Annotated in this window: 20 protein-coding genes and 2 tRNA genes; 3 read left to right on the forward strand and 19 right to left on the reverse strand. The window is 57.7% G+C overall.

Going from position 1 to position 22636, the window contains the following annotated elements:
- Window positions 1–12: 12 nt before the first annotated feature.
- The 10 genes from nusA to rlmE all read right to left on the reverse strand — a co-directional run bounded on the left by nusA (window position 13) and on the right by rlmE (window position 8589).
- Window positions 13–1494, reverse strand: coding sequence for a transcription termination factor NusA (gene nusA / locus BLU63_RS05780; RefSeq protein ID WP_010463485.1), 1482 nt, complete (start codon window positions 1492–1494; stop codon window positions 13–15).
- A gap of 47 nt (window positions 1495–1541) precedes the next feature.
- A complete protein-coding gene (rimP, locus tag BLU63_RS05785; protein WP_010463487.1) occupies window positions 1542–2000 on the reverse strand; it encodes a ribosome maturation factor RimP in 459 nt (152 codons plus the stop codon).
- A 138-nt stretch (window positions 2001–2138) separates the two neighbouring features.
- Window positions 2139–2215: transfer RNA gene (locus BLU63_RS05790), tRNA-Met, on the reverse strand.
- 96 nt (window positions 2216–2311) lie between these two features.
- Window positions 2312–2397 (reverse strand) — tRNA-Leu (locus BLU63_RS05795).
- A gap of 22 nt (window positions 2398–2419) precedes the next feature.
- The gene (gene secG, locus BLU63_RS05800; RefSeq protein WP_010463489.1) at window positions 2420–2803 is read right to left on the reverse strand and encodes a preprotein translocase subunit SecG; all 384 of its coding nucleotides are present in this window, start codon (window positions 2801–2803) and stop codon (window positions 2420–2422) included.
- A gap of 4 nt (window positions 2804–2807) precedes the next feature.
- Window positions 2808–3563, reverse strand: a complete 756-nt coding sequence (gene tpiA, locus BLU63_RS05805) for a triose-phosphate isomerase (RefSeq protein WP_010463491.1) — start codon at window positions 3561–3563, stop codon at window positions 2808–2810.
- Between the two features lie 66 nt (window positions 3564–3629).
- Window positions 3630–4967: a phosphoglucosamine mutase gene (gene glmM / locus BLU63_RS05810; RefSeq protein ID WP_010463493.1), complete on the reverse strand. Its 1338-nt coding sequence runs from the start codon at window positions 4965–4967 to the stop codon at window positions 3630–3632.
- Between the two features lie 16 nt (window positions 4968–4983).
- Entirely contained in the window at window positions 4984–5835 is an 852-nt protein-coding gene (folP, locus tag BLU63_RS05815) for a dihydropteroate synthase (protein WP_083375052.1), read from the reverse strand.
- A gap of 8 nt (window positions 5836–5843) precedes the next feature.
- Window positions 5844–7757 carry an ATP-dependent zinc metalloprotease FtsH gene (gene ftsH, locus BLU63_RS05820; RefSeq protein WP_010463496.1) on the reverse strand — a complete coding sequence of 638 codons (1914 nt, stop codon included), beginning with the start codon at window positions 7755–7757 and terminating at the stop codon, window positions 5844–5846.
- A gap of 202 nt (window positions 7758–7959) precedes the next feature.
- A complete protein-coding gene (rlmE, locus tag BLU63_RS05825; protein WP_008005470.1) occupies window positions 7960–8589 on the reverse strand; it encodes a 23S rRNA (uridine(2552)-2'-O)-methyltransferase RlmE in 630 nt (209 codons plus the stop codon).
- A 105-nt stretch (window positions 8590–8694) separates the two neighbouring features.
- Here rlmE and BLU63_RS05830 point away from each other — a divergent pair, with 105 nt between their 5' ends.
- Window positions 8695–9003, forward strand: coding sequence for a YhbY family RNA-binding protein (locus tag BLU63_RS05830; RefSeq protein ID WP_008057408.1), 309 nt, complete (start codon window positions 8695–8697; stop codon window positions 9001–9003).
- A 9-nt stretch (window positions 9004–9012) separates the two neighbouring features.
- Here the strand turns inward: BLU63_RS05830 and BLU63_RS05835 are convergent, their stop codons facing one another.
- From BLU63_RS05835 to grpE, 8 genes are all read right to left on the reverse strand, one after another.
- Window positions 9013–9417, reverse strand: coding sequence for a hypothetical protein (locus tag BLU63_RS05835; protein ID WP_010463505.1), 405 nt, complete (start codon window positions 9415–9417; stop codon window positions 9013–9015).
- A 28-nt stretch (window positions 9418–9445) separates the two neighbouring features.
- Complete coding sequence (greA, locus tag BLU63_RS05840; protein WP_010463507.1) at window positions 9446–9922, reverse strand: transcription elongation factor GreA; 477 nt, start codon at window positions 9920–9922, stop codon at window positions 9446–9448.
- Window positions 9919–13140, reverse strand: a complete 3222-nt coding sequence (gene carB, locus BLU63_RS05845; RefSeq protein WP_010463509.1) for a carbamoyl-phosphate synthase large subunit — start codon at window positions 13138–13140, stop codon at window positions 9919–9921. The genes greA and carB overlap by 4 nt, the downstream gene beginning before the upstream one ends.
- Window positions 13141–13260: 120 nt before the next feature.
- Entirely contained in the window at window positions 13261–14397 is a 1137-nt protein-coding gene (carA, locus tag BLU63_RS05850) for a glutamine-hydrolyzing carbamoyl-phosphate synthase small subunit (protein WP_010463512.1), read from the reverse strand.
- Window positions 14398–14655: 258 nt separating this feature from the next.
- Window positions 14656–15459 carry a 4-hydroxy-tetrahydrodipicolinate reductase gene (dapB, locus tag BLU63_RS05855; RefSeq protein WP_010463514.1) on the reverse strand — a complete coding sequence of 268 codons (804 nt, stop codon included), beginning with the start codon at window positions 15457–15459 and terminating at the stop codon, window positions 14656–14658.
- Window positions 15460–15469: 10 nt separating this feature from the next.
- Window positions 15470–16594 carry a molecular chaperone DnaJ gene (gene dnaJ, locus BLU63_RS05860; RefSeq protein ID WP_010463516.1) on the reverse strand — a complete coding sequence of 375 codons (1125 nt, stop codon included), beginning with the start codon at window positions 16592–16594 and terminating at the stop codon, window positions 15470–15472.
- 297 nt (window positions 16595–16891) lie between these two features.
- Window positions 16892–18808, reverse strand: a complete 1917-nt coding sequence (dnaK, locus tag BLU63_RS05865) for a molecular chaperone DnaK (RefSeq protein ID WP_077747385.1) — start codon at window positions 18806–18808, stop codon at window positions 16892–16894.
- Between the two features lie 103 nt (window positions 18809–18911).
- Window positions 18912–19478, reverse strand: a complete 567-nt coding sequence (gene grpE / locus BLU63_RS05870) for a nucleotide exchange factor GrpE (RefSeq protein WP_077747384.1) — start codon at window positions 19476–19478, stop codon at window positions 18912–18914.
- A 239-nt stretch (window positions 19479–19717) separates the two neighbouring features.
- Here grpE and recN point away from each other — a divergent pair, with 239 nt between their 5' ends.
- Window positions 19718–21391 carry a DNA repair protein RecN gene (gene recN, locus BLU63_RS05875; RefSeq protein WP_010463523.1) on the forward strand — a complete coding sequence of 558 codons (1674 nt, stop codon included), beginning with the start codon at window positions 19718–19720 and terminating at the stop codon, window positions 21389–21391.
- A 75-nt stretch (window positions 21392–21466) separates the two neighbouring features.
- Here the strand turns inward: recN and fur are convergent, their stop codons facing one another.
- Window positions 21467–21871, reverse strand: coding sequence for a ferric iron uptake transcriptional regulator (fur, locus tag BLU63_RS05880; protein WP_003197684.1), 405 nt, complete (start codon window positions 21869–21871; stop codon window positions 21467–21469).
- A 97-nt stretch (window positions 21872–21968) separates the two neighbouring features.
- Here fur and BLU63_RS05885 point away from each other — a divergent pair, with 97 nt between their 5' ends.
- On the forward strand, window positions 21969–22496 hold the full coding sequence (locus BLU63_RS05885) for an outer membrane protein assembly factor BamE (protein WP_010463534.1): 528 nt from the start codon (window positions 21969–21971) through the stop codon (window positions 22494–22496).
- Window positions 22497–22636: the final 140 nt, after the last annotated feature.

Consider the following 22636-nt stretch of genomic DNA (forward strand, 5'->3'; position numbering starts at 1 on the left):
GGCCGCGCCTAATTACTCGAACCAGTGGGCTCGGGCGGCCATGATCAACTTGCCGGCACGATCATCGTCAATGCCGTCGATGTCGAGCAGGTCGTCAATAGACTGCTCGGCCAGGTCTTCGCGGGTAATTACGCCGCGCACCGCCAGTTCCATCGCCAGATCCTTGTCCATACCCTCAAGCGAGAGCAGGTCTTCGGCCGGATGGGCGTCTGCCAGCTTTTCCTCAGTAGCGATGGCTTTGGTCAACAAACGATCCTTGGCGCGAGCGCGAAGCTCGTTGACGGTTTCTTCGTCAAAGCCTTCGATGTTGAGCATTTCTTCCAACGGTACGTAGGCAATCTCTTCCAGGCTGGTGAAGCCTTCATCTACCAGCACCTGTGCAAGGTCTTCGTCGACTTCCAGCTCGTCGATGAAGTTGCGCAGGATGTCGCCGGTTTCTGCTTGCTGCTTAGCCTGGATGTCCGATTCGGTCATCACGTTCAGGGTCCAGCCAGTCAACTGGCTAGCCAGACGCACGTTCTGACCACCGCGACCGATGGCCTGAGCCAGATTGTCTGCGCCAACGGCGATGTCCATTGCATGGGCATCTTCGTCAACGATAATTGCCGCAACCTCAGCCGGGGACATGGCGTTGATTACGAACTGAGCCGGGTTGTCATCCCACAGGACGATATCCACACGCTCACCGCCCAACTCACCCGACACTGCCTGGACGCGCGAACCGCGCATACCGATGCAAGCGCCCTGCGGGTCGATGCGTTTGTCTTTCGAGCGGACCGCGATCTTGGCACGCGAACCCGGGTCACGGGAGGCTGCCATTACTTCGATCAGGCCTTCAGCGATTTCCGGCACTTCGATGCGGAACAACTCGATCAGCATTTCCGGCGCGGTACGCGACAGGATCAGCTGCGGGCCGCGGTTCTCGGTGCGGATTTCCTTGAGAAGCGCACGCAAGCGCACGCCAACCCGGAAGGTTTCGCGAGAGATGATGTCTTCACGAGCCAGCAACGCTTCAGCGTTGTTGCCCAGGTCGACGATCACGTTGTCGCGGGTCACTTTCTTCACGGTGCCGGAGATGATTTCCCCCAGGCGCTCGCGATAAGCGTCAACGACTTGAGCGCGCTCGGCTTCGCGAACTTTCTGCACGATGACTTGCTTGGCAGTCTGTGCAGCAATGCGGCCGAACTCGATGGATTCGATTTTCTCTTCGACTACATCACCCACCTGGGCGCCCGGGTGCGTTTCGGCAACCTTGCTCGGCCAGGTTTCGATGGCCGGATCATCCAGGTCTGCTTCTTCGACGACCGTCCAGCGACGGAATGTCTCGTAAGCACCGGTGTGGCGATTGATTTCCACACGCAGATCGACTTCGTCCTCGAAACGCTTTTTGGTAGCAGTGGCCAGGGCCAGCTCCAGCGCTTCAAAAATTACGTTTGCCGGTACGCCCTTTTCATTGGATACCGACTCAACAACCAGCAGTACTTCTTTGCTCATCGTACGCCTCGCCTTTCGCAAGCCATTGGATCCGCGGGATCCGCGTCTCAGTCAAAACTGGGAATAATGTTGGCCTTGTCGATCATATCGATCGGCAACAGGAACTCATGGTCTTCTACCTGCACCACGACGTCCTGCTCTTCTACACCGCGCAGAAGGCCCTGAAAGTTGCGTCGTCCTTCAAAAGGCGAGCGCAGCTTGATCTTCACTTGTTCACCGGCAAATTTTGCAAACTGCTCAATAGTGAACAGTGGGCGTTCCATGCCAGGCGAGGAAACTTCAAGGGTGTATTCAACGGCGATTGGATCTTCAACATCCAGGACACCGCTGATCTGACGGCTGACGATGGCACAATCGTCCACCAGCACACCGCCCTCTTTATCAATATAAACGCGCAACATTGAGTGGCGACCTTGAGCCGAAAACTCAATACCCCAGCATTCATAGCCCAGGGCCACGACCACCGGGGCCAACAAGGCCTGCAACTCTTCTAGCTTGCTCGACACCTGAACCCCCTCGTGCATGTATGTGCATGCTATGCAAAATAAAAAAATGGGCGAAACGCCCATCCTTGAAACGCCGTCGAACAGCGGCGTAGAAAGTGTCCAGCTAACAAAAAGCCCCTTAAAAGGGGCTCCTTAAACTGGTTGCGGGGGCCGGATTTGAACCGACGACCTTCGGGTTATGAGCCCGACGAGCTACCAGACTGCTCCACCCCGCGACAAAGCTGGGGCGGAAGTATACGACCGATCCTTGACAGGGTCAATGTAACCTTCCACCTACAAGAAAGCCCGCAACAGCGGGCTCTCCTGATAATTGGTACCGAGAAGGGGACTCGAACCCCTACACCCTATGGGCACAACCACCTCAAGGTTGCGTGTCTACCAATTCCACCACCTCGGCAATACTACGTTTGAAACCCTTCTTACTTTTGCTCTTGAGCTGGAGGCACGTCAGTCGCTGGAGTAGCCGACTTTTGCTCTTGAAGCACCGGTACATCATCAGAAGCCGGTTGTTGCTTTGGAACTTCCAACACTGCCGGGTTTGGCAAACCTACTTGAGTCAGCTGCTGAGCTTTCTCTTTAGCAAAGTAACCTAACCCTAAGCTGGTTATGAAGAAACCGGCGGCAAGTATAGCAGTAAACTTACTAAGAAAGGTAGAGGAACCTTGGCTTCCGAACACAGTATTTGAAGCACCTGCTCCGAAAGACGCGCCAGCATCCGCACCTTTACCCTGCTGCAGCAATACCAGAGCAACTACGCCCAATGCACCCAGCAGATGAAAAACGACTACGACTGTTTCCAGCATTTTTTCAGTTTCCCGCGGCGCGACAAATCGCACCGAACTCATCTGCATTCAGGGAAGCTCCACCAATGAGCCCCCCATCGATATCCGGCATGCCGAACAGTTCGACCGCATTGGCCGCCTTCACGCTGCCGCCGTATAGAAGCCGCACACCTTGTGCGACCTCAGAATTCTCTGCCGCCAACTGAGCGCGAATGGCTGCATGCACATCCTGCGCTTGTTGCGGCGAAGCAGTCAGCCCAGTGCCAATGGCCCAGACTGGCTCGTAAGCAATTACTGCATTTGCAAAGGCACCTACACCCAGCTCCTCTATGATACTGCCTAGCTGACGCCCGACAACCTCTAGAGTTTTACCGGCTTCGCGCTGCTCAAGGGTTTCCCCTATGCACAACACCGGGATCAAGCCACATGCCTGCGCCGCTGCGAACTTGCGAATCAGCACACCGTCCTGCTCGCCCATAATCTGGCGGCGCTCGGAATGCCCGACAAGAACCAGGGAACAACCTGCATCCACCAATTGACTCGGCGCGATTTCACCGGTCAGTGCACCTTGCATGGCTTCCACCGCAGAGTTCTGCGCGCCGACCGAAATCGACTTGCCGTTCAAGCCATCAATCACTTGATTGATATGCAAGTAAGGCGGGAATACCGCTACATCAACACCGCTCGGCAAGGCCAGATGACGAAGGCCATTGATCAGCTCAGCGACGCTGGCGCGGGTACCGTGCATCTTCCAGTTACCAGCTACCATAGGGCGACGCATGCTGTACCTCGTCGGTCAAAGTGGGCGCAGATGTTACCCAACACAATCATGGCTGGCAAGCCGAATTCAGGCAGAAACTTCAGTAACCAGTTTTGCCAGCTCTTCGGCGTAGCCACGGACCTGTGTTTCGTCCTCGCCTTCAACCATCACGCGCACCAACGGCTCCGTCCCGGACTTGCGCAACAACACGCGCCCGCGGCCGGCCATAGCCTGGGTAACACGGTCGCTGGCTTCCTTGACCGCCGGATGGTCGAGCGGACTCGCGCCCCCACCGAACCGGACATTGATCAGCACCTGAGGGCACTTGCGCAGCGCCTGACGGGCCTGAGCAAGTCCTTCCGAGCGCGTTTTCAGCGCCATCAGCACCTGCAACGCCGCGATGATCGCATCACCTGTGGTGGTGTGATTGAAGCAGACGATATGACCCGAGTTCTCACCGCCTACCAACCAGTTACGCTCCAGCAAGTCAGCGATCACATAACGGTCGCCAACGTTGGCACGCACGAAAGGAATCGACAGATCCGCCAGGGCCAATTCGAGCCCAAGGTTACTCATCAATGTACCAACCACGCCGCCTTGCAGCTTGTCGCGCTCATGCAGATCGCGGGCGATGATGTACAGCAACTCGTCACCATCTACGATGGCGCCTGTGTGGTCGACCATCAAGACGCGATCACCGTCACCGTCAAAGGCAATACCCAGATCGGCGTGTTCGGCCAATACCGCAGCCTGCAACTGCCCCATATGGGTCGAACCGCAATTGTCATTGATGTTCAAGCCGTTTGGCTGAGCAGAAAGCACAACGACTTCGGCACCCAACTCGCGGAACACGCTAGGTGCAACCTTGTAGGTCGCGCCGTGAGCGCAGTCGATCACGATTTTCAGGCCGGCGAAGTTGGTACCGGTCGGCACGCTGCTCTTGCAGAATTCGATATAGCGGCCAGAGGCATCGTTGATTCGCGAAACTTTGCCGATCTTGCTCGACTCAACCACGGTCATCGGGGTGTCGAGCAACTCTTCAATCATCAGTTCGACTTCATCCGGCAGCTTGGTGCCCTTTCCGGAGAAGAACTTGATGCCGTTGTCATCATGAGGATTGTGCGAGGCACTGATCACAATACCGGCTTCAGCATGAAAGGTACGCGTCAGGTAAGCGATCGCCGGCGTTGGCATCGGGCCCAACAGCATCACGTCAGCACCTGCCGACGTCAGACCAGCCTCGAGCGCGGACTCAAACATGTAACCGGAGATCCGGGTGTCCTTGCCAACCAGCACCTTGCAGGCGCCCATTTTGCGGAACGCCATGCCCGCAGCCCAACCGAGCTTGAGCATGAAGTCAGGAGTTATCGGGTATTCGCCGACCCGACCACGAATACCGTCGGTGCCAAAGTATTTTTTGCTCATAAGTGCTCCATCATTCTTATTCGGCTGATTCCACTGCGGCGATCATCCGCACCACGTCCACTGTTTCGGCTACATCATGGACGCGCAATATACGCGCACCCTTGGCCGAAGCCAGCGCCGCGAGCGCCAGACCACCAAACAGGCGTTCTCCAACCGGGCGATTCAAGGCCTGACCTATCATGCTCTTTCGCGAAACCCCAACCAACAGGGGCCGCCCCAAGGCATGCAGGTCTTCCATATGTTTGAACAAGCTTAGATTGTGCTGCAAGGTTTTCGCGAACCCAAACCCCGGATCAAGAATAATCCGCTCAGCAGGGATTCCCACCAACGCACACTGGGCCATACGCTCAGCGAGAAACTCGCCAACCTCCCTGGTCACGTCCCCGTAGCTCGGATTGTCCTGCATATCGCCCGGCTCACCGAGCATATGCATCAGACACACCGGCAATCCGGTGGCGGCTGCCGCATCCAGGGCACCGTCTCGGCGCAGCGAGCGCACATCATTGATCAAGCCCGCTCCGAGCCGTGCGGTTTCGCGCATGACCGCCGGAGTGGAGGTATCAACCGAAATAATCACATCCAGTTCGCGATTGATGAGCTCAACGATAGGCGCCACGCGCTCCAGCTCTTCAAGTGGCGAAACCGCCCTTGCACCGGGCCGGGTCGATTCGCCACCGACATCGATCAGCGTGGCGCCCGCCGCTACCATCGCCTCGGCGTGGCGCAGGGCCGCGTCGAGCTGGCTGTATCGGCCGCCATCAGAAAAGGAATCGGGAGTGACATTGAGAATACCCATGACATGCGTCTGGGCCAAATCAAGAACCCGGTTGCCGCAAGGCAACCGGGTCGAGGACTGAACAGAAGTCATTTCAAACCTTAGACGTCAGCAGCCGGACCGCCGATCGGTGTTTGCGGACGCTCATCCTGGACCACCGGAGGTGTCCCGGAAGTACCGGTGCCGCCACCCGACCAGTCGCGTGGTTCGCGAGGGGTACGTCCGGCCATGATGTCATCGATCTGATCGGCATCGATCGTCTCGTACTTCATCAAGGCATCCGCCATGGCGTCGAGCTTGTCACGGTTATCCGTGAGGATCTGCTTGGCCGTGCCGTAGCACTGATCAATGATGCTGCGCACTTCGGAGTCAATCAGCTTGGCTGTCTCACCAGAGAAGCTCGCACCCTGACCACCGCCGCCGCGACCAAGGAATACTTCGCCCTCTTCTTCGGCATACATCAACGGACCGAGTTTTTCCGAAAGGCCCCACTTGGTCACCATGTTCCGCGCAATCTGGCTGGCACGCATGATGTCGTTGGACGCGCCGGTGGTAACACCGTCAAAGCCCAGGGTCATTTCTTCAGCGATACGGCCACCGTACAGCGAGCAGATCTGGCTGATCAGCGCACGCTTGGACAGGCTATAGCGATCTTCTTCCGGCAGGAACATCGTCACACCCAGCGCACGACCGCGCGGGATGATCGACACCTTGTAGACCGGATCGTGCTCTGGCACGACACGACCGACGATGGCGTGACCCGCTTCGTGATAAGCGGTGTTCTGCTTCTCTTTTTCCGACATGACCATGGATTTGCGCTCGGCGCCCATCATGATCTTGTCTTTCGCCAGTTCAAACTCTTTCATTTCGACGATGCGCTTGCCGGTACGGGCAGCGAACAACGAGGCCTCGTTCACCAGGTTAGCCAGGTCGGCACCAGAGAAACCAGGCGTACCACGTGCAATCACCGCAGGAGCGACGTCGTCACCCATTGGCACTTTGCGCATGTGAACCTTGAGAATCTGCTCACGACCACGAATATCCGGCAGACCGACCACAACCTGACGGTCGAAACGGCCCGGACGCAGCAACGCGGGGTCCAGTACGTCGGGACGGTTGGTTGCTGCAATGACGATGATGCCGTCATTCATTTCAAAGCCATCCATCTCAACCAGCAATTGGTTGAGTGTCTGCTCGCGTTCGTCATGACCGCCACCCATACCGGCGCCACGGTGACGACCGACAGCATCGATTTCATCGATAAAGATGATGCAGGGTGCGTGTTTCTTGGCCTGCTCGAACATATCGCGAACACGGCTGGCACCGACACCGACGAACATCTCGACGAAATCGGAACCGGAAATGGTGAAGAACGGCACTTTGGCTTCGCCGGCAATCGCCTTGGCCAGCAAGGTTTTACCGGTACCCGGAGGACCCACCATCAGCACGCCGCGTGGAATGCGGCCGCCCAGTCGCTGGAACTTGCCCGGATCACGCAGGAACTCGACCAGTTCACCGACCTCTTCCTTGGCTTCGTCGCAACCGGCAACGTCACCCAAGGTGGTTTTCACCTGATCTTCGGAGAGCAGGCGTGCCTTGCTCTTGCCGAAGCTCATCGGCCCGCCCTTGCCGCCCGCACCGCCCTGCATCTGCCGCATGAAAAACATGAACACGGCGATGATCACCAGGATCGGGAAGCTGGCGACCAGGAGTTGAGTCCAGATGCTTTGCTGCTCAGGCTGCTTGCCTTCGACCACGACGTGGTTATCCACGAGATCGCCGATCAGACCGTTGTCCTGAATGGCAGGACGAATGGTCTTGAAGCTATCGCCATCGGTGCGCTTACCGGTAATCACATAGCCGTCAACTGCTACGCGTTCGACCTTGCCATCCTTGACCTGCTGGATGAAGTCGGAATAGTTGAGGGTCTGCGGCTCGTTAGGGCTGGAGAAGTTGTTCATCACCGTCACCAGGACAGCCGCGATGATCAACCACAGGATCAGATTCTTTGCCATATCGTTCAATTAACTACCCTCTGAAGCAAGCTCCGCTAATGGCGCGCGCTTCGCATGATATTCACCGGCCTAACTTACTACATTACCTACGACTCTGGCAGGCGCCGTCTGTAACCCTTTGTGAAACACTTTCTACACAATATTCGCTAATGCTCACGGGGCGAAATACGAAAATCCTATCGACCCGCAAAAAAACCTCGATTTACTCGCTACGGCCACGGTAGCCCCAAGCCAGCATGTATTGCTCGCGGGAACTGCCACGGGAAGAATCCGGCTTGATCATCTGGACCTTGTCGAATTTCTGACGAGCGTCCTTCACGTAAGCATCAAACCCTTCGCCCTGAAACACCTTGATCACGAAATTACCACCCGGCTTGAGTATCCGAGCCGCCAGATCAAGAGCCAGCTCACATAGAAACATGGCTTTGGGCATATCCACCTCAGGCGTACCACTCATATTGGGGGCCATATCGGAAATCACAAGGTCCACCTGCGAATTACCCACGGCTTCGAGGATCTGAGCGAGCACTTCGTCCTGGGTGAAGTCACCCTGGATGAAAGTCACGTCCGGAATGCTGTCCATTTCCAGGATGTCCGAGGCGATCAGTCGCCCCTGACCACCGATCAGCCGACTGGTGACCTGCGACCAGCCGCCGGGCGCCGCTCCCAGGTCGACAACGCTCATACCCGGACGGATCAGTTTGTATTTCTCCTGGACCTCCAGAAGCTTGTAACTCGCACGCGAGCGATAACCATCCTTCTGCGCCTGCTTCACATAGGGATCATTGACATGTCTTTGCAGCCATTTAAGGCTTGTCTTGGAACGGGCCACGGGCCACCTCGAAAATAAAACGGGTCGTGATTAACTGGGCGGTCCCGGACTCGCTCGGGTAAACTGGCCGCCGCTTTTTACAAGATCAGACGCAGGGGTCAGATTATGCCGCTCACTCAAGAGCAGAAGAAACAGTACAAATCCATTGGCCATCATCTGAAACCAGTTTTGATTGTGGCTGACAACGGTTTGACTGAAGGTGTGTTAGCCGAACTTGAACGCGCTTTGGCGGATCACGAGCTGATTAAAATCAAGCTCAACATCCTCGATCGCGAGTCGCGCCTGGCGAACATTGCAGAACTGTGCAAGGTCGGCAAAGCGGACCTGGTTCAGGTCATCGGCAAGATGGCACTGATTTACCGCAAGAACTTCAGCGTCAACAAGCAGCTGTCGAACGTTCATCGCTTCAAGTGATGGCAAGGGTCAAGGGTGTGCTTCGCGCACCCTGCCACTCCATCCGGGTACCGGCTGCAACACCAGCACCACCCCGGAAAAGCCCAGAACAAGGTAACTGAACACCTGCCAGCGCACGGCATCCGGCCAACCGACGCGCACCGCGAAGAACATACCGCACGCATACAGCGCCATCAGCAGCAGTTGCCCACGAATATCGCGCCATAGACTGACAAGGCCCTCGGCCTGAATCAGCACCAAAGCCTGAAAAATCACACACGCTGTGGCGAAACCCACCATCAGCGCATCAAGCATGCCTGCAATTTCGTCAATCAGCAGCGGCGCCAGGCCAATCTGGCCCAGCACCGGCAGCAGACCGATGTGTAACAGCCACAAGCCGCCCACCCACAACATCTGAGTGAGCTGCCAAAGCATGGAGCCCGCACGGAGCGGGCGCCTGCGTTTAGATGTGGCGTACTTCGACAATCTCGTACTCGATAACGCCGCCAGGCGTTTTCACGGCAACCACGTCACCCTCTTCCTTGGCAATCAAGGCGCGGGCCAGTGGTGAGCCCACCGAAATCTTGCCGAGTTTAAAGTCAGCCTCATCCTCACCCACAATGTGGTAAGTGACGCTTTCATCAGTCTCGACGTTGGCGATTTCAACGGTGGTACCGAAAATCACTTTGCCGGTGTGAGGAATGGTCGTGACGTCGATGATCACCTGATTCTGAATCCGGCCCTCGATGTCACGAATCCGCGCCTCGACCATCCCTTGCTGCTCACGGGCAGCGTGGTATTCGGCGTTTTCCTTCAAGTCACCCAACTCGCGGGCCGTGCCGATGTCCTGGCTGAGCTTCGGACGGACGACCTTGGTCAGGTGAGCGTGTTCTTCTTCCAGGGCTTTCGCGCCCTGGACGGTCATAGGGTACTTGATCATGCCTTCAATCCTGCGTGTAGATCCTGCAAGCGGCGTACGGTCTTCTCGGGACCGAACTTGAGCGCTTCGCAGATGGCTTCGCCAGCAGCAATAGTCGTGGTGCAGTAGATCTTGTGCTGCAGGGCATTACGACGAATGGAGTACGAATCAGCAATCGACTGACGACCTTCGGTGGTGTTGATGATCAGGGTGACTTCGTCATTCTTGATCATGTCGACCACGTGCGGACGACCTTCGGTCACCTTGTTCACACGGCGCACTTTCAGGCCTGCGGCTTCGATCAGCTTGGCAGTACCGGCAGTGGCTACCACTTCGAAGCCCAAGTTGATCAGATCACGGGCCACGCCTGCAACCAGTGGCTTATCGTCGTCACGCACGCTGATGAACGCGGTGCCGCCGGTCGGCAGCACTTCGCTGGCGCCCATCTGTGCCTTGGCGAACGCTTCGCCGAAGGTGTCACCCACGCCCATCACTTCACCGGTGGACTTCATCTCTGGGCCCAGGATCGGGTCCACACCAGGGAATTTGGCGAATGGGAACACCGCCTCTTTCACGCTGTAGAAGTTCGGGATGATTTCTTTGGTGAAGCCGATTTCTTTCAGGGTTTTACCGGCCATCACGCGTGCCGCGATCATGGCCAGGGAAACACCGATGCACTTGGACACGAACGGTACGGTACGGGAAGCGCGCGGGTTGACTTCGATGACGTAGATGTCTTCGCCTTGCAGCGCCAACTGCACGTTCATCAGGCCGACAACGCCCAGTTCCAGGGCCATTTTCTTGACCTGTTCGCGCATCTCGTCCTGGATGTGCGCAGGCAGCGAGTACGGCGGCAGGGAGCACGCCGAGTCACCGGAGTGAACGCCGGCCTGCTCGATGTGCTGCATGATCGCGCCGATCACCACGTCGGTGCCGTCGCAGACCGCATCCACGTCCATTTCGATGGCGCAGTTGAGGAAGTGGTCGAGCAGCACCGGGCTGTCGTTGGACACCTTCACCGCATCGCGCAGGTAGCGCTTGAGTTCTTCTTCTTCGTAGACGATTTCCATCGCACGACCGCCCAAAACATAGGACGGACGAACCACCAGCGGGTAACCGATCTTGGCGGCAGCACGAATCGCTTCGTCTTCGCTACGCACGGTGGCGTTTGGCGGCTGACGCAGGTTCAGGCGCTCAACCATTTGCTGGAAACGCTCACGGTCTTCGGCACGGTCGATGGCGTCAGGGCTGGTGCCGATGATTGGCACGCCAGCTTCTTCCAGGGCGCGAGCCAGTTTCAGCGGGGTTTGGCCGCCGTACTGGACGATCACGCCTTTTGGCTTCTCGACGCGGCAGATTTCCAGCACGTCTTCCAGGGTCACCGGCTCGAAGTACAGGCGATCGGAGGTGTCGTAATCGGTCGAAACGGTTTCCGGGTTGCAATTGACCATGATGGTCTCGTAACCGTCGGCGCGCAGGGCAAGTGCCGCGTGTACGCAGCAGTAGTCGAACTCGATGCCTTGGCCGATGCGGTTAGGACCGCCGCCCAGGATCATGATCTTGTCGCGGCCCGTCGGTGCGGCTTCGCACTCTTCCTCGTAAGTCGAGTACATGTACGCGGTGTCGGTGGCGAACTCGGCCGCGCAGGTGTCAACGCGCTTGTAGACCGGGAAGATTTCCAGCTTGTGACGGTGGCGACGCAGCGCCTTCTCGGTCACGCCCAGCAGCTTGGCCAGACGCATGTCGGAGAAGCCTTTGCGCTTGAGCTTGAACATCAAGTCGCGGTCGATGCTAGCCAGACCCAGGGTCTTGACCTTCTCTTCGTCCTTGATCAGGTCTTCGATCTGCACCAGGAACCACGGGTCGATCATGTTCATGCCGAAGATGTCTTCGACCGACAGACCGGCGCGGAACGCGTCAGCCACGTACCAGATACGCTCGGCACCCGGCACGGTCAGTTCGCGCTTGAGGATGCTCATGCTTTCCGGATTGCTCAGGTCGAGCTTCTCGTCCAGGCCGCAAACGCCCACTTCCAGACCGCGCAAAGCTTTCTGCAGGGATTCCTGGAAGGTCCGGCCGATCGCCATGACTTCACCGACCGACTTCATTTGAGTGGTCAGGCGCGCGTCGGCTTTCGGGAATTTCTCGAAGGCGAAGCGTGGCAACTTGGTCACGACGTAGTCAATGGACGGCTCGAAGGATGCAGGAGTAGCGCCGCCGGTGATTTCGTTCTGCAGCTCGTCCAGGGTGTAGCCGATCGCCAGCTTGGCAGCGATACGCGCAATCGGGAAACCAGTGGCTTTCGAGGCCAGTGCCGAAGAGCGGGATACACGCGGGTTCATCTCGATGACTACCATGCGGCCAGTGTCCGGGCAGATGCCGAACTGGACGTTGGAGCCGCCGGTTTCCACGCCGATCTCGCGCAGTACCGCCAGAGAGGCGTTACGCATGATCTGGTATTCCTTGTCCGTCAGGGTTTGTGCCGGAGCAACGGTGATCGAATCACCGGTGTGCACGCCCATCGGGTCAAAGTTTTCGATGGAGCAGACGATGATGCAGTTGTCCTTCTTATCGCGGACAACCTCCATCTCATACTCTTTCCAGCCGATCAGGGATTCATCGATCAGCAGTTCCTTGGTCGGCGACAGGTCGAGACCGCGGGCGCAGATTTCTTCGAACTCTTCGCGGTTGTAAGCGATACCGCCACCGGTGCCGCCCATGGTGAAGGACGGACGGATGATGCACGGGAAGCCAAGCTTCTCGAGCACTGCGTTGGCCTCTTCCATGCTGTGGGCGATACCCGAACGCGGGCAGTCCAGGCCGATGGATTTCATCGCCTTGTCGAAGCGCGAACGGTCTTCGGCCTTGTCGATGGTGTCAGCGTTGGCACCGATCATCTCTACGCCGAACTTCTCCAGAACGCCTTCGCGCTCCAGGTCCAGGGCGCAGTTCAGAGCAGTCTGGCCACCCATGGTCGGCAGCAACGCGTCCGGACGCTCTTTCTCGATGATCTTGGCAACGGTCTGCCATTTGATCGGCTCGATGTAGGTGGCGTCAGCCATATCCGGGTCGGTCATGATGGTCGCTGGGTTGGAGTTCACCAGGATGACGCGGTAGCCCTCCTCGCGCAGGGCTTTGCAGGCCTGGGCGCCGGAGTAGTCGAATTCGCAGGCCTGGCCGATCACGATCGGGCCAGCGCCGAGAATCAGGATGCTTTTAATGTCTGTACGTTTTGGCATGGGTTTGTCACTCAAATCCGCAGGTCAGTCGGCAAGCCGTCTTGTTCAATCTGTGAAGCCTTGAGGGGGCCGCCGATGTTCGGGACCGCCCCTCAAGCTTTGCAACATCAAGGCGAGCGATTAGCGTCGCTTGGCCATTTCGTTGATGAAGCGATCGAACAATGGCGCTACGTCGTTCGGGCCAGGGCTGGCTTCAGGGTGACCCTGGAAGCTGAAGGCGCTTTTGTCGGTACGCTCGATGCCTTGAAGGGTGCCGTCGAACAGCGATTTGTGAATCGCGCGGACGTTGGCCGGCAGGGTCGCTTCGTCTACCGCAAAACCGTGGTTCTGGCTGGTGATCATCACTACACCGGTATCCAGATCCTGGACCGGGTGGTTGGCACCGTGGTGGCCGTGGCCCATTTTCAGGGTCTTGGCACCGGAGGCCAGGGCCAGCAGCTGGTGACCGAGGCAGATGCCGAAGACCGGAATCTCGGTTTCGAGCACGTCCTTGATCGCCTGGATCGCGTAGTCGCAAGGCTCAGGGTCACCAGGGCCGTTGGACAGGAACACGCCGTCCGGCTTCATCGCCAGAACGTCAGCGGCTGGAGTCTGAGCCGGCACCACGGTCACGCGGCAACCGCGTTCGACCAGCATGCGCAGGATGTTCAGCTTGACGCCGTAGTCGTAGGCGACCACGTGGTAGGGCAGCTCGGAGGCTTCGATGGTCGCGTGGCTGTCGGTTTTCAGATCCCAGACAGTCGAGCGCCACTCGTATTGCTCTTTGGTGCTGACGACTTTCGCCAGGTCCATGCCTTTGAGGCCAGGGAAACCCTGGGCGGCGGCGATGGCGGCTTCTTCGGAGATGTTGTCACCTGCCATGATGCAGCCGTTCTGCGCACCTTTTTCACGCAAAATGCGTGTCAGGCGGCGAGTGTCGATACCGGCGATTGCCACTACGTTGTTGGCTTTCAGGTAGTCCGACAGGGACATCGTGTTACGCCAGTTGCTCGCAACCAGTGGCAGGTCACGGATGACCAGGCCAGCGGACCATACGCGGTCGGACTCGGCGTCTTCCGGCGTTGTGCCGGTGTTGCCGATGTGCGGGTAAGTCAGGGTAACGATCTGTTGGGCGTAGGAAGGATCGGTAAGGATTTCCTGATAGCCGGTCATGGCGGTGTTGAATACCACCTCACCAACGGTTTGACCGTCGGCTCCAATTGCTTCGCCGCGAAAAATGCTGCCATCAGCAAGGGCGAGTATGGCTGGCTTAGTCAAGAAGACCTCCCGTAAATAAAGCCTGAAAGGGCGATCGCAGGTGTAAAAAAGCGGAGTGACGTATGGACACGTCACCCCGCTCATTCACTGAATTATTCTGCGCGCTTTTAGTGAACACACTAAAGCTGTAGCTTACAGAAAAAGGCATTTTCGGTCTACCGCCAATGAGCCTTAAAGGCCGGAGAATGCGACAGGACGTCGCTTGGCGGAGTAAAACCGGGCTCAAACGCCGTGTTTGAACCCGATTTCAGGCACTTCTTAACGCAGGTCGAGCACGTCTTGCATGTCATAAAGACCCGGCTCGCGCCCATCAAGCCACAAGGCGGCACGTACTGCACCCTTGGCAAAGGTCATGCGACTGGACGCTTTATGCGTGATCTCGACACGCTCACCATCAGCGGCGAACAGCACAGTGTGATCACCGACGATGTCACCGGCACGCACCGTGGCGAAGCCGATGGTTTCGCGAGCGCGGGCGCCGGTCTGGCCTTCACGACCGTAAACCGCCACCTTCTTCAGATCACGCCCCAGCGCATCGGCAATGACTTCACCCATGCGCACGGCAGTACCGGACGGCGCATCGACTTTATGCCGATGATGGGCTTCAGTGATTTCGATATCGACATCATCACCCAGCACCCGGGCAGCGGTGTCGAGCAGCTTCAGGCAAAGATTAACGCCGACGCTGAAGTTGGCCGCGAAGACAATCGGAATGTCCTTGCCCGCTTCCGCCAGCAACTGCTTCTCCTCAACGCTGAAACCGGTGGTACCGATGATCATCGCCTTGTGATGCTTGCGGCAGAACGCGAGGTTCTTCAGCGTCACCGTCGGGTGCGTGAAGTCGATCAGCACGTCGAACTCGTCGACCACGCGATCCAGATCACCCGACAGCGGCACACCGATACGACCCAGCGCAGCCAGTTCGCCGGCATCTGCGCCGACCAGCGAGCTGTCCGGACGATCAATGGCCGCCGTCAGACCCGCGCCCTGCTGTTGCTGCACGGCCTCGATCAGGGTTTTGCCCATGCGCCCGGCGGCGCCCATCACTGCAATACGTCGCATGCCTGTCTCCTTACAAATCGCCGAAGAAGCGCTTTACGCCTTCGAACCAACCGGTGGTTTTCGGCGAATGGCTGTTGTCATCCGCCAGCGAGCTGCGGAACTCTTCCAGCAATTCGCGCTGACGACGACCCAGGTTGACCGGGGTTTCGACCGCCACACGGCACATCAAGTCACCGGCTCCACCGCCACGCACAGGCGCAACGCCTTTGCCGCGAACACGGAACTGCTTGCCGGTCTGGGTCCCTTCAGGGATTTTCAGTTTGACTCGACCATCAAGGGTCGGAATCTCCAGCTCGCCGCCCAGCGCAGCATCAACAAAACTGATCGGCACCTCGCAGAACAGGTGCTTGCCGTCGCGCTGGAAGATCGCGTGCTCGCGCACATTGATCACCACGTACAGATCGCCCGTCGGTCCACCCTGCGCACCCGCCTCGCCTTCGCCGGACAGACGAATGCGATCACCGGTATCCACACCGGCCGGTACTTTCACCGAGAGGGTTTTGTACTCTTCGACGCGGCCTTCGCCGTTGCAGGAGTTGCACGGGTCGGAAATGATCTTGCCCTGGCCATGGCAACGCGGGCAGGTCTGCTGCACCGAGAAGAAGCCCTGCTGCATGCGCACCTGGCCAATACCGCCGCATGTCGGGCAGGTCACTGGCGAGGAGCCTTTCTTGGCACCCGAGCCGTCGCAGGGCTTGCAGTTGACCAGTGTCGGAACGCGGATATTCACGGTCGTGCCGCGCACCGCTTCTTCCAGGTTCAGCTCCAGGGTGTAACGCAAGTCGCTGCCGCGCTGAGCGCCGCCACGGGCACCGCCGCGACCACCACCGAAGAAGTCACTGAAGACATCACCAAAGATGTCGGAGAAGTTCTGACCGCCAAATCCGGCACCGCCGCCACCCATGCTCGGATCGACACCGGCATGACCGTACTGGTCGTAGGCCGCGCGCTTGCTGGAATCGGACAGGACTTCGTAGGCCTCGTTGGCCTCCTTGAACATCTCTTCCGACGCTTTGTCATCGGGATTACGGTCCGGGTGATGCTTCATCGCCAGGCGACGGTAGGCCTTTTTCAGGTCTGCTTCGCTTGAACCACGCTCAACACCCAATATTTCGTAATAGTCACGCTTTGCCATAAGTCTTTGCACTCTTAAGGACGTCCGGCAAACCCCTCCTGAGCCTCGCCAAACTCGTTGAGCCCCAATACAGGCCCGGACCCAACTCACGTCAATTCAACGATCCTGGTCTTTGATTCAATGCGGTACTTTCAGCTCGAGAAGCAGGAGCATTCCCGGCCATACCGCCAGCATTCGAGCGTTGTCGCATGCTGTAAAAATTCGCTAACTCCAGACACGCCAACGCGGGAGCAAGCTCCCGCGCGGCGACATCCTACCAGTCACCGCCAGAAGGCAGTCAACCGGGCGACCAACAACTTACTTGTGGTCTTTGACTTCTTCGAACTCGGCATCAACAACGTCGTCGGCTTTTTCGGCTTTTTCGTCGTTAGGTGCCGCGCCTTCGGCAGGCTGGGCCTGTTCGGCGTACATCTTCTGCGCCACTGGAGCGGAGACTTTGGACAACTCTTCAACCTTGGCTTCGATTGCAGCCTTGTCGTCGCCTTTGACAGCGGCTTCCAGAGCAACAACAGCGGCTTCGATTGCAGTCTTCTCTTCAGCCGTCACTTTATCGCCGGCGTCAGCGACCATTTTGCGAGTCGAGTGAACCAGTGCATCGCCCTGGTTGCGGGCTGCGGCCAGTGCTTCGAACTTGCTGTCTTCTTCGGCGTTGGCTTCAGCATCGCGAATCATCTGCTGAATCTCTTCCTCGGACAGACCGGAGTTGGCCTTGATCACGATCGACTGAGTCTTGCCGGTGGCCTTGTCTTTGGCGCCTACGTGCAGGATGCCGTTGGCGTCGATGTCGAAGGTCACTTCAATTTGTGGCACGCCACGTGGTGCTGGTGGAATCTCGGCCAGGTCGAACTTGCCCAGGGACTTGTTCTGTGCCGCTTGCTTACGCTCACCTTGCAGCACGTGAATGGTCACGGCGCCCTGATTGTCGTCGGCAGTCGAGAACACTTGCGATTTCTTGGTAGGAATCGTGGTGTTTTTCTCGATCAGCGCGGTCATCACGCCACCCATGGTTTCGATACCCAGGGTCAGCGGGCTGACGTCGAGCAGCAGAACGTCTTTCACGTCACCGGCCAGTACGGCACCCTGGATAGCAGCACCCATGGCAACGGCTTCGTCCGGGTTCACGTCTTTACGTGCTTCTTTACCGAAGAACTCGGTCACCAACTTCTGAACCAGTGGCATACGTGTCTGACCGCCCACCAGGATCACGTCGTTGATGGCGCCAACGTCGATACCGGAGTCTTTCAGCGCGATGCGGCAAGGTTCGATGGTGCGCTGAACCAGGTCTTCTACCAGCGCTTCGAGCTTGGCGCGGGAGATTTTCACGTTCAAGTGCTTAGGACCGGTGGCGTCTGCAGTGATGTACGGCAGGTTCACATCAGTCGACATGCTCGAGGACAGTTCGATCTTGGCTTTTTCAGCGGCTTCTTTCAGGCGCTGCATGGCCAGCGGGTCACCTTTGAGGTTCATGCCGCTTTCTTTCTTGAATTCGTCGACGAGGTAGTCGATCAGACGAATGTCAAAGTCTTCACCGCCCAGGAAAGTGTCACCGTTGGTGGCCAATACTTCGAACTGGTGCTCGCCATCGACTTCAGCGATTTCGATCACGGAAACGTCGAAGGTACCGCCGCCCAAGTCGTAAACGATCACGGTGTGATCGCCCTTCGCCTTGTCCATACCGTAGGCCAGAGCGGCCGCGGTCGGTTCGTTGATGATACGTTTTACGTCCAGGCCAGCAATACGGCCGGCGTCTTTGGTGGCTTGACGCTGGCTGTCGTTGAAGTAAGCCGGAACGGTGATGACCGCTTCGGTCACTGGCTCGCCGAGATAGTCTTCGGCGGTCTTCTTCATTTTCTTCAGAATTTCAGCCGAGATCTGTGGCGGCGACATTTTCTGGCCGTTCACTTCTACCCATGCGTCGCCGTTGTCAGCCTTGGCGATTTTGTACGGGACCATCTTGATGTCTTTCTGTACGACTTCTTCGTCGAACTTACGACCGATCAGACGCTTCACCGCGTACAGGGTGTTATGCGGATTGGTCACAGCTTGACGCTTGGCGGACTGGCCAACCAGGATTTCGCCGTCGTTGGCGTAAGCGATGATCGACGGCGTGGTACGCGCGCCTTCAGCGTTTTCGATAACTTTGGCTACGCCGTTTTCAAGCACGGAGACGCAGGAGTTGGTAGTCCCCAGGTCGATACCGATAATTTTGCCCATGTTTATTCTCCCGAAACTTTTGGATTTGGTTGCCGCAGCAGTGGTGGCTAACTGCGGTAGCACTTAAACGCTTGACTTCTAAATGGGGGCCTTGTGGCTAATTTCAAGCCTGCTCATCAATAGAAGGCGAAACTGGCGCAGGGGCCTTGCTCACCACAACCATGGCCGGGCGCAGCAGACGACCGTTGAGCTGATACCCTTTCTGGAACACCTTGAGCACGCTGTTCGGCTCAACGTCGGCGCTTTCCTGCATGGCCATTGCCTGGTGCTGAACGGCATTGAACGGCTCGCCATGCGGATCGATCACTTCCAACTGATAACGCTTCAGGGTGTCCTGGAACATTTTCAGGGTCAGCTCGATGCCTTCGCGCATTGGGCGGATGCTTTCGTCATCCGGGTTGGACAACTCCAGGCCACGCTCCAGGCTGTCGATGATCGGCAACAAATCGCCAGCAAATTTTTCCAGGGCGAATTTGTGCGCTTTTTCTACGTCCTGCTCGGCTCGACGGCGGACGTTCTGCAGATCAGCCGCTACACGCAAAGCTTGATCATGAGCGCCAGCCAATTGCTCCTCGAGCACTTGTACGCGAGCCGCCAGTTCATCACCCGAATCCGGGGCAGCCTGATCGGCGTCTAGATTTTGCGTATCCACTGTCTGTTCGTCAGCCATAGAATTCTCCTTTCAATAACGTCCGCGAGCTCAACTCGCGCTTCTGCCCCGGTATATGGGGCCGCAAAAATCAGCTTCAAGGGGCGGGTTGCGATTAACCCTACAAAAAACGCTGCATTGTGATTACGCGACGACCAGGCATTTCGTCAGACCGAGGCGATCGAGCACTTCAGGGGCATTGTCAGCCGCAAATAAAACACTGTATAAATAACCAGACCTAAAGCCTGGGAGCGGCCTTTATGCTGGTGCACCTGTCCGTACATAACTACGCCATCGTTGAACATCTCGATCTCGAGCTCGATCGCGGGATGAGCGTGATAACCGGGGAAACCGGTGCCGGCAAGTCGATCATGCTCGACGCCCTCGGCCTGACCCTGGGCGACCGTGCCGACAGCGGCGTAGTCCGTCCCGGCGCCGACAAGGCCGACATCCTTGCAACCTTCGACCTGGTCGACATCCCGGAAGCCAGCGCCTGGCTGGCAGAGCGCGACCTGGAAAGCGACGGCCCGTGCATCTTGCGACGGGTCATCACCGCCGAAGGACGCTCTCGTGGCTATATCAACGGCACGCCCTGCCCGCTCGGCGACCTCAAAGCCCTCGGCGAACTGCTGATCGATATCCACAGCCAGCACGAACACCAATCCCTGCTCAAGACCGACACTCACCGCCGCTTGCTCGACGAATACGCCGGCGCCACTGATCTTGCCCGCCAGGTGCATCTGGCCGCCCAACGCTGGCGCCAGACTCGCCAGGAGCTGGAGCGCCTCTCCAATTCCGGCGACGAGCAGCGCGCTCGCCATCAATTGCTCAGCTATCAGCTCGAAGAGCTGGAAAACCTCGGCCTCGGCGAAAACGAGCTGGAACAACTGGAACAGGAGCACAAGAACCTCACCAACGCAGAAACCCTGCTGGGTATCTGTCGGCAAGTGGTCGAGCAATGCAGCGAAAGTGATTCCGGGAATGTCCTGAACGCGCTGACCGCCAGCCTCAATCGTCTATCGAGCGTCAATAACTCGATCGGCGCACTGGGTGAAGCCAGCAGCCTGCTGACCAGCGCACAGATACAGGTCGAAGAAGCCGTGGGCGAGCTCAACCGCTTTCTCGACAACTTCGACGCCGACCCGGCGCGCCTTCAATACCTGGAAGAACGCCTGGATGCGATCTACACCATGGCGCGCAAGCACCGCATCCAGCCGACCGAAGTCGCCGAGATGCAGCAGCGCTTGCTGGATGAAATCGAAACCCTGAACGCCAACGATGAATCCATCGAGCGACTGAGCGATGAGCTGGCTTCTTATGCCCGTCATTATCAGGAGAAGGCTCGAGAACTAAGCGACCTGCGCCATCAAGCCTCGAACAGCCTGGCCAGCGCCGTGGAACAGGAAATCCAGCGACTGGGCATGCCCGGCGGGCGCTTCACTATCGAATTACGTCCTAACAGCAGCGACGAACTGCTGCCTAATGGACTGGAGCAGGTCGAGCTGCTGGTCAGCGCCAACCCCGGTCAGCCATTAAAAGCCTTGGCCAAAGTGGCCTCGGGTGGCGAACTGTCACGAATCAGCCTGGCTATTCAGGTGATCACCGCACAGACCTCACGTGTGCCGACACTTGTATTCGATGAGGTAGACGTGGGCATCGGAGGCCCCACCGCGGAGATCGTTGGCCAACTGCTACGTCGCCTCGGTGAACGCGGACAGGTGCTGACAGTGACCCACTTGCCGCAAGTGGCCGCCCAGGGCCATCAACATCTATTCGTGCACAAGGTGCGCGGCGAAGAGGCGACCCACACGGCTGTTTCCAAACTGAGCAAGAATGATCGCGTCGAAGAAGTAGCGCGGATGCTGGGTGGCATCGATCTGACCAAGGAATCCCTGGCTCACGCGAAAAAAATGGTCGTCACCGCAAAAATTTAAGGACGGCAGAAAGCACGAAGGCGACCCTTGGGTCGCCTTCGCTCGTTTCGCGAATGTAAAATTCGCGCGACATGCTTACTTTTTCTTGCGCACGTACAGCACCAGATTGTGATCAACCATCTCGAAGCCGTACTTATCGACGATGGCTTTCTGCAGACGCTCGATTTCTTCGTCGAAGAATTCGATCACTTCGCTGGTTTCGACGTTGACCATATGGTCGTGATGCTTGCCGTCATCCAGCTCGAAGACCGCATGGCCTCCGTCGAAGTTGTGCCGCACCACAAGGCCAGCTGCCTCGAACTGAGTCAGTACACGGTAAACCGTGGCCAGACCGACGTCCTCACCAGCCTCCATCAGCGCCTTGTAAACATCCTCGGCACTCATGTGGCGTTGCTCGGCGGAATCGAGCATTTGCAGAATTTTGACCCGTGGAAGGGTCACTTTGAGGCCGGCTTTGCGTAGTTCGCTATTTTCAACCATGGTCAGCTTTCTCGCGATGCTGCTTCGCAGCTTCTCTTAATGCGGGTATGATCGGCGTTTACGTTGTCCCAGCCAAGATAGTGGAAGTCGCCCACCGATGCAAAACACCAAGCTCTTGCTAACCAGTTTCACCTTTGTGGGACTGCTCGCACTCGCCGGTTGTTCATTCCCCGGGGTTTACAAAATCGACATCCAGCAGGGCAATGTCGTCACGCAGGACATGATAAACCAGTTACGCCCGGGAATGACCCGTAAGCAAGTACGGTTTATCATGGGCAACCCCCTGCTGACCGACACGTTCCATGCCGATCGCTGGGATTATCTGTACAGCCTGCAACCGGGTGGCGGTGAACGCCAACAGGAACGCATTAGCGTTATCTTCAACCCAAATGACCAACTTGTCAGCCTCTCTGGTGATTTCATGCCAGGCGTGAGCCGCGACGAAGCTATTCTCGGCAAGGACAGTGGCACAACAGTCACTGCACCAGCAGAAAACGCCGAGAAGCCGAAACCGGAAAAACCGGTCAAGCCAGGCTCGTTGCTGGACCAGATCCAGAAGGACGTAGACGGTGTAGAAACCGTTCCGGTCCCGACGCCAGAACCGCTGGAAACCTCGCCGCAATAATTTGCGACGCAATAAAATGTATGGTCAGCCCATCTCCTGCAACCTCATGGGCTGTTTTCGGTAAAGCTGGCTTGCGCTAATGTATTCGGGCTCGTCGTGAGTGTTGCGTCAACAACGCTCGGCCCTTGATGAGTAGCCGC

Source organism: Pseudomonas mandelii (genome assembly GCF_900106065.1).
In the GTDB taxonomy this organism is placed as follows: domain Bacteria; phylum Pseudomonadota; class Gammaproteobacteria; order Pseudomonadales; family Pseudomonadaceae; genus Aquipseudomonas; species Aquipseudomonas mandelii.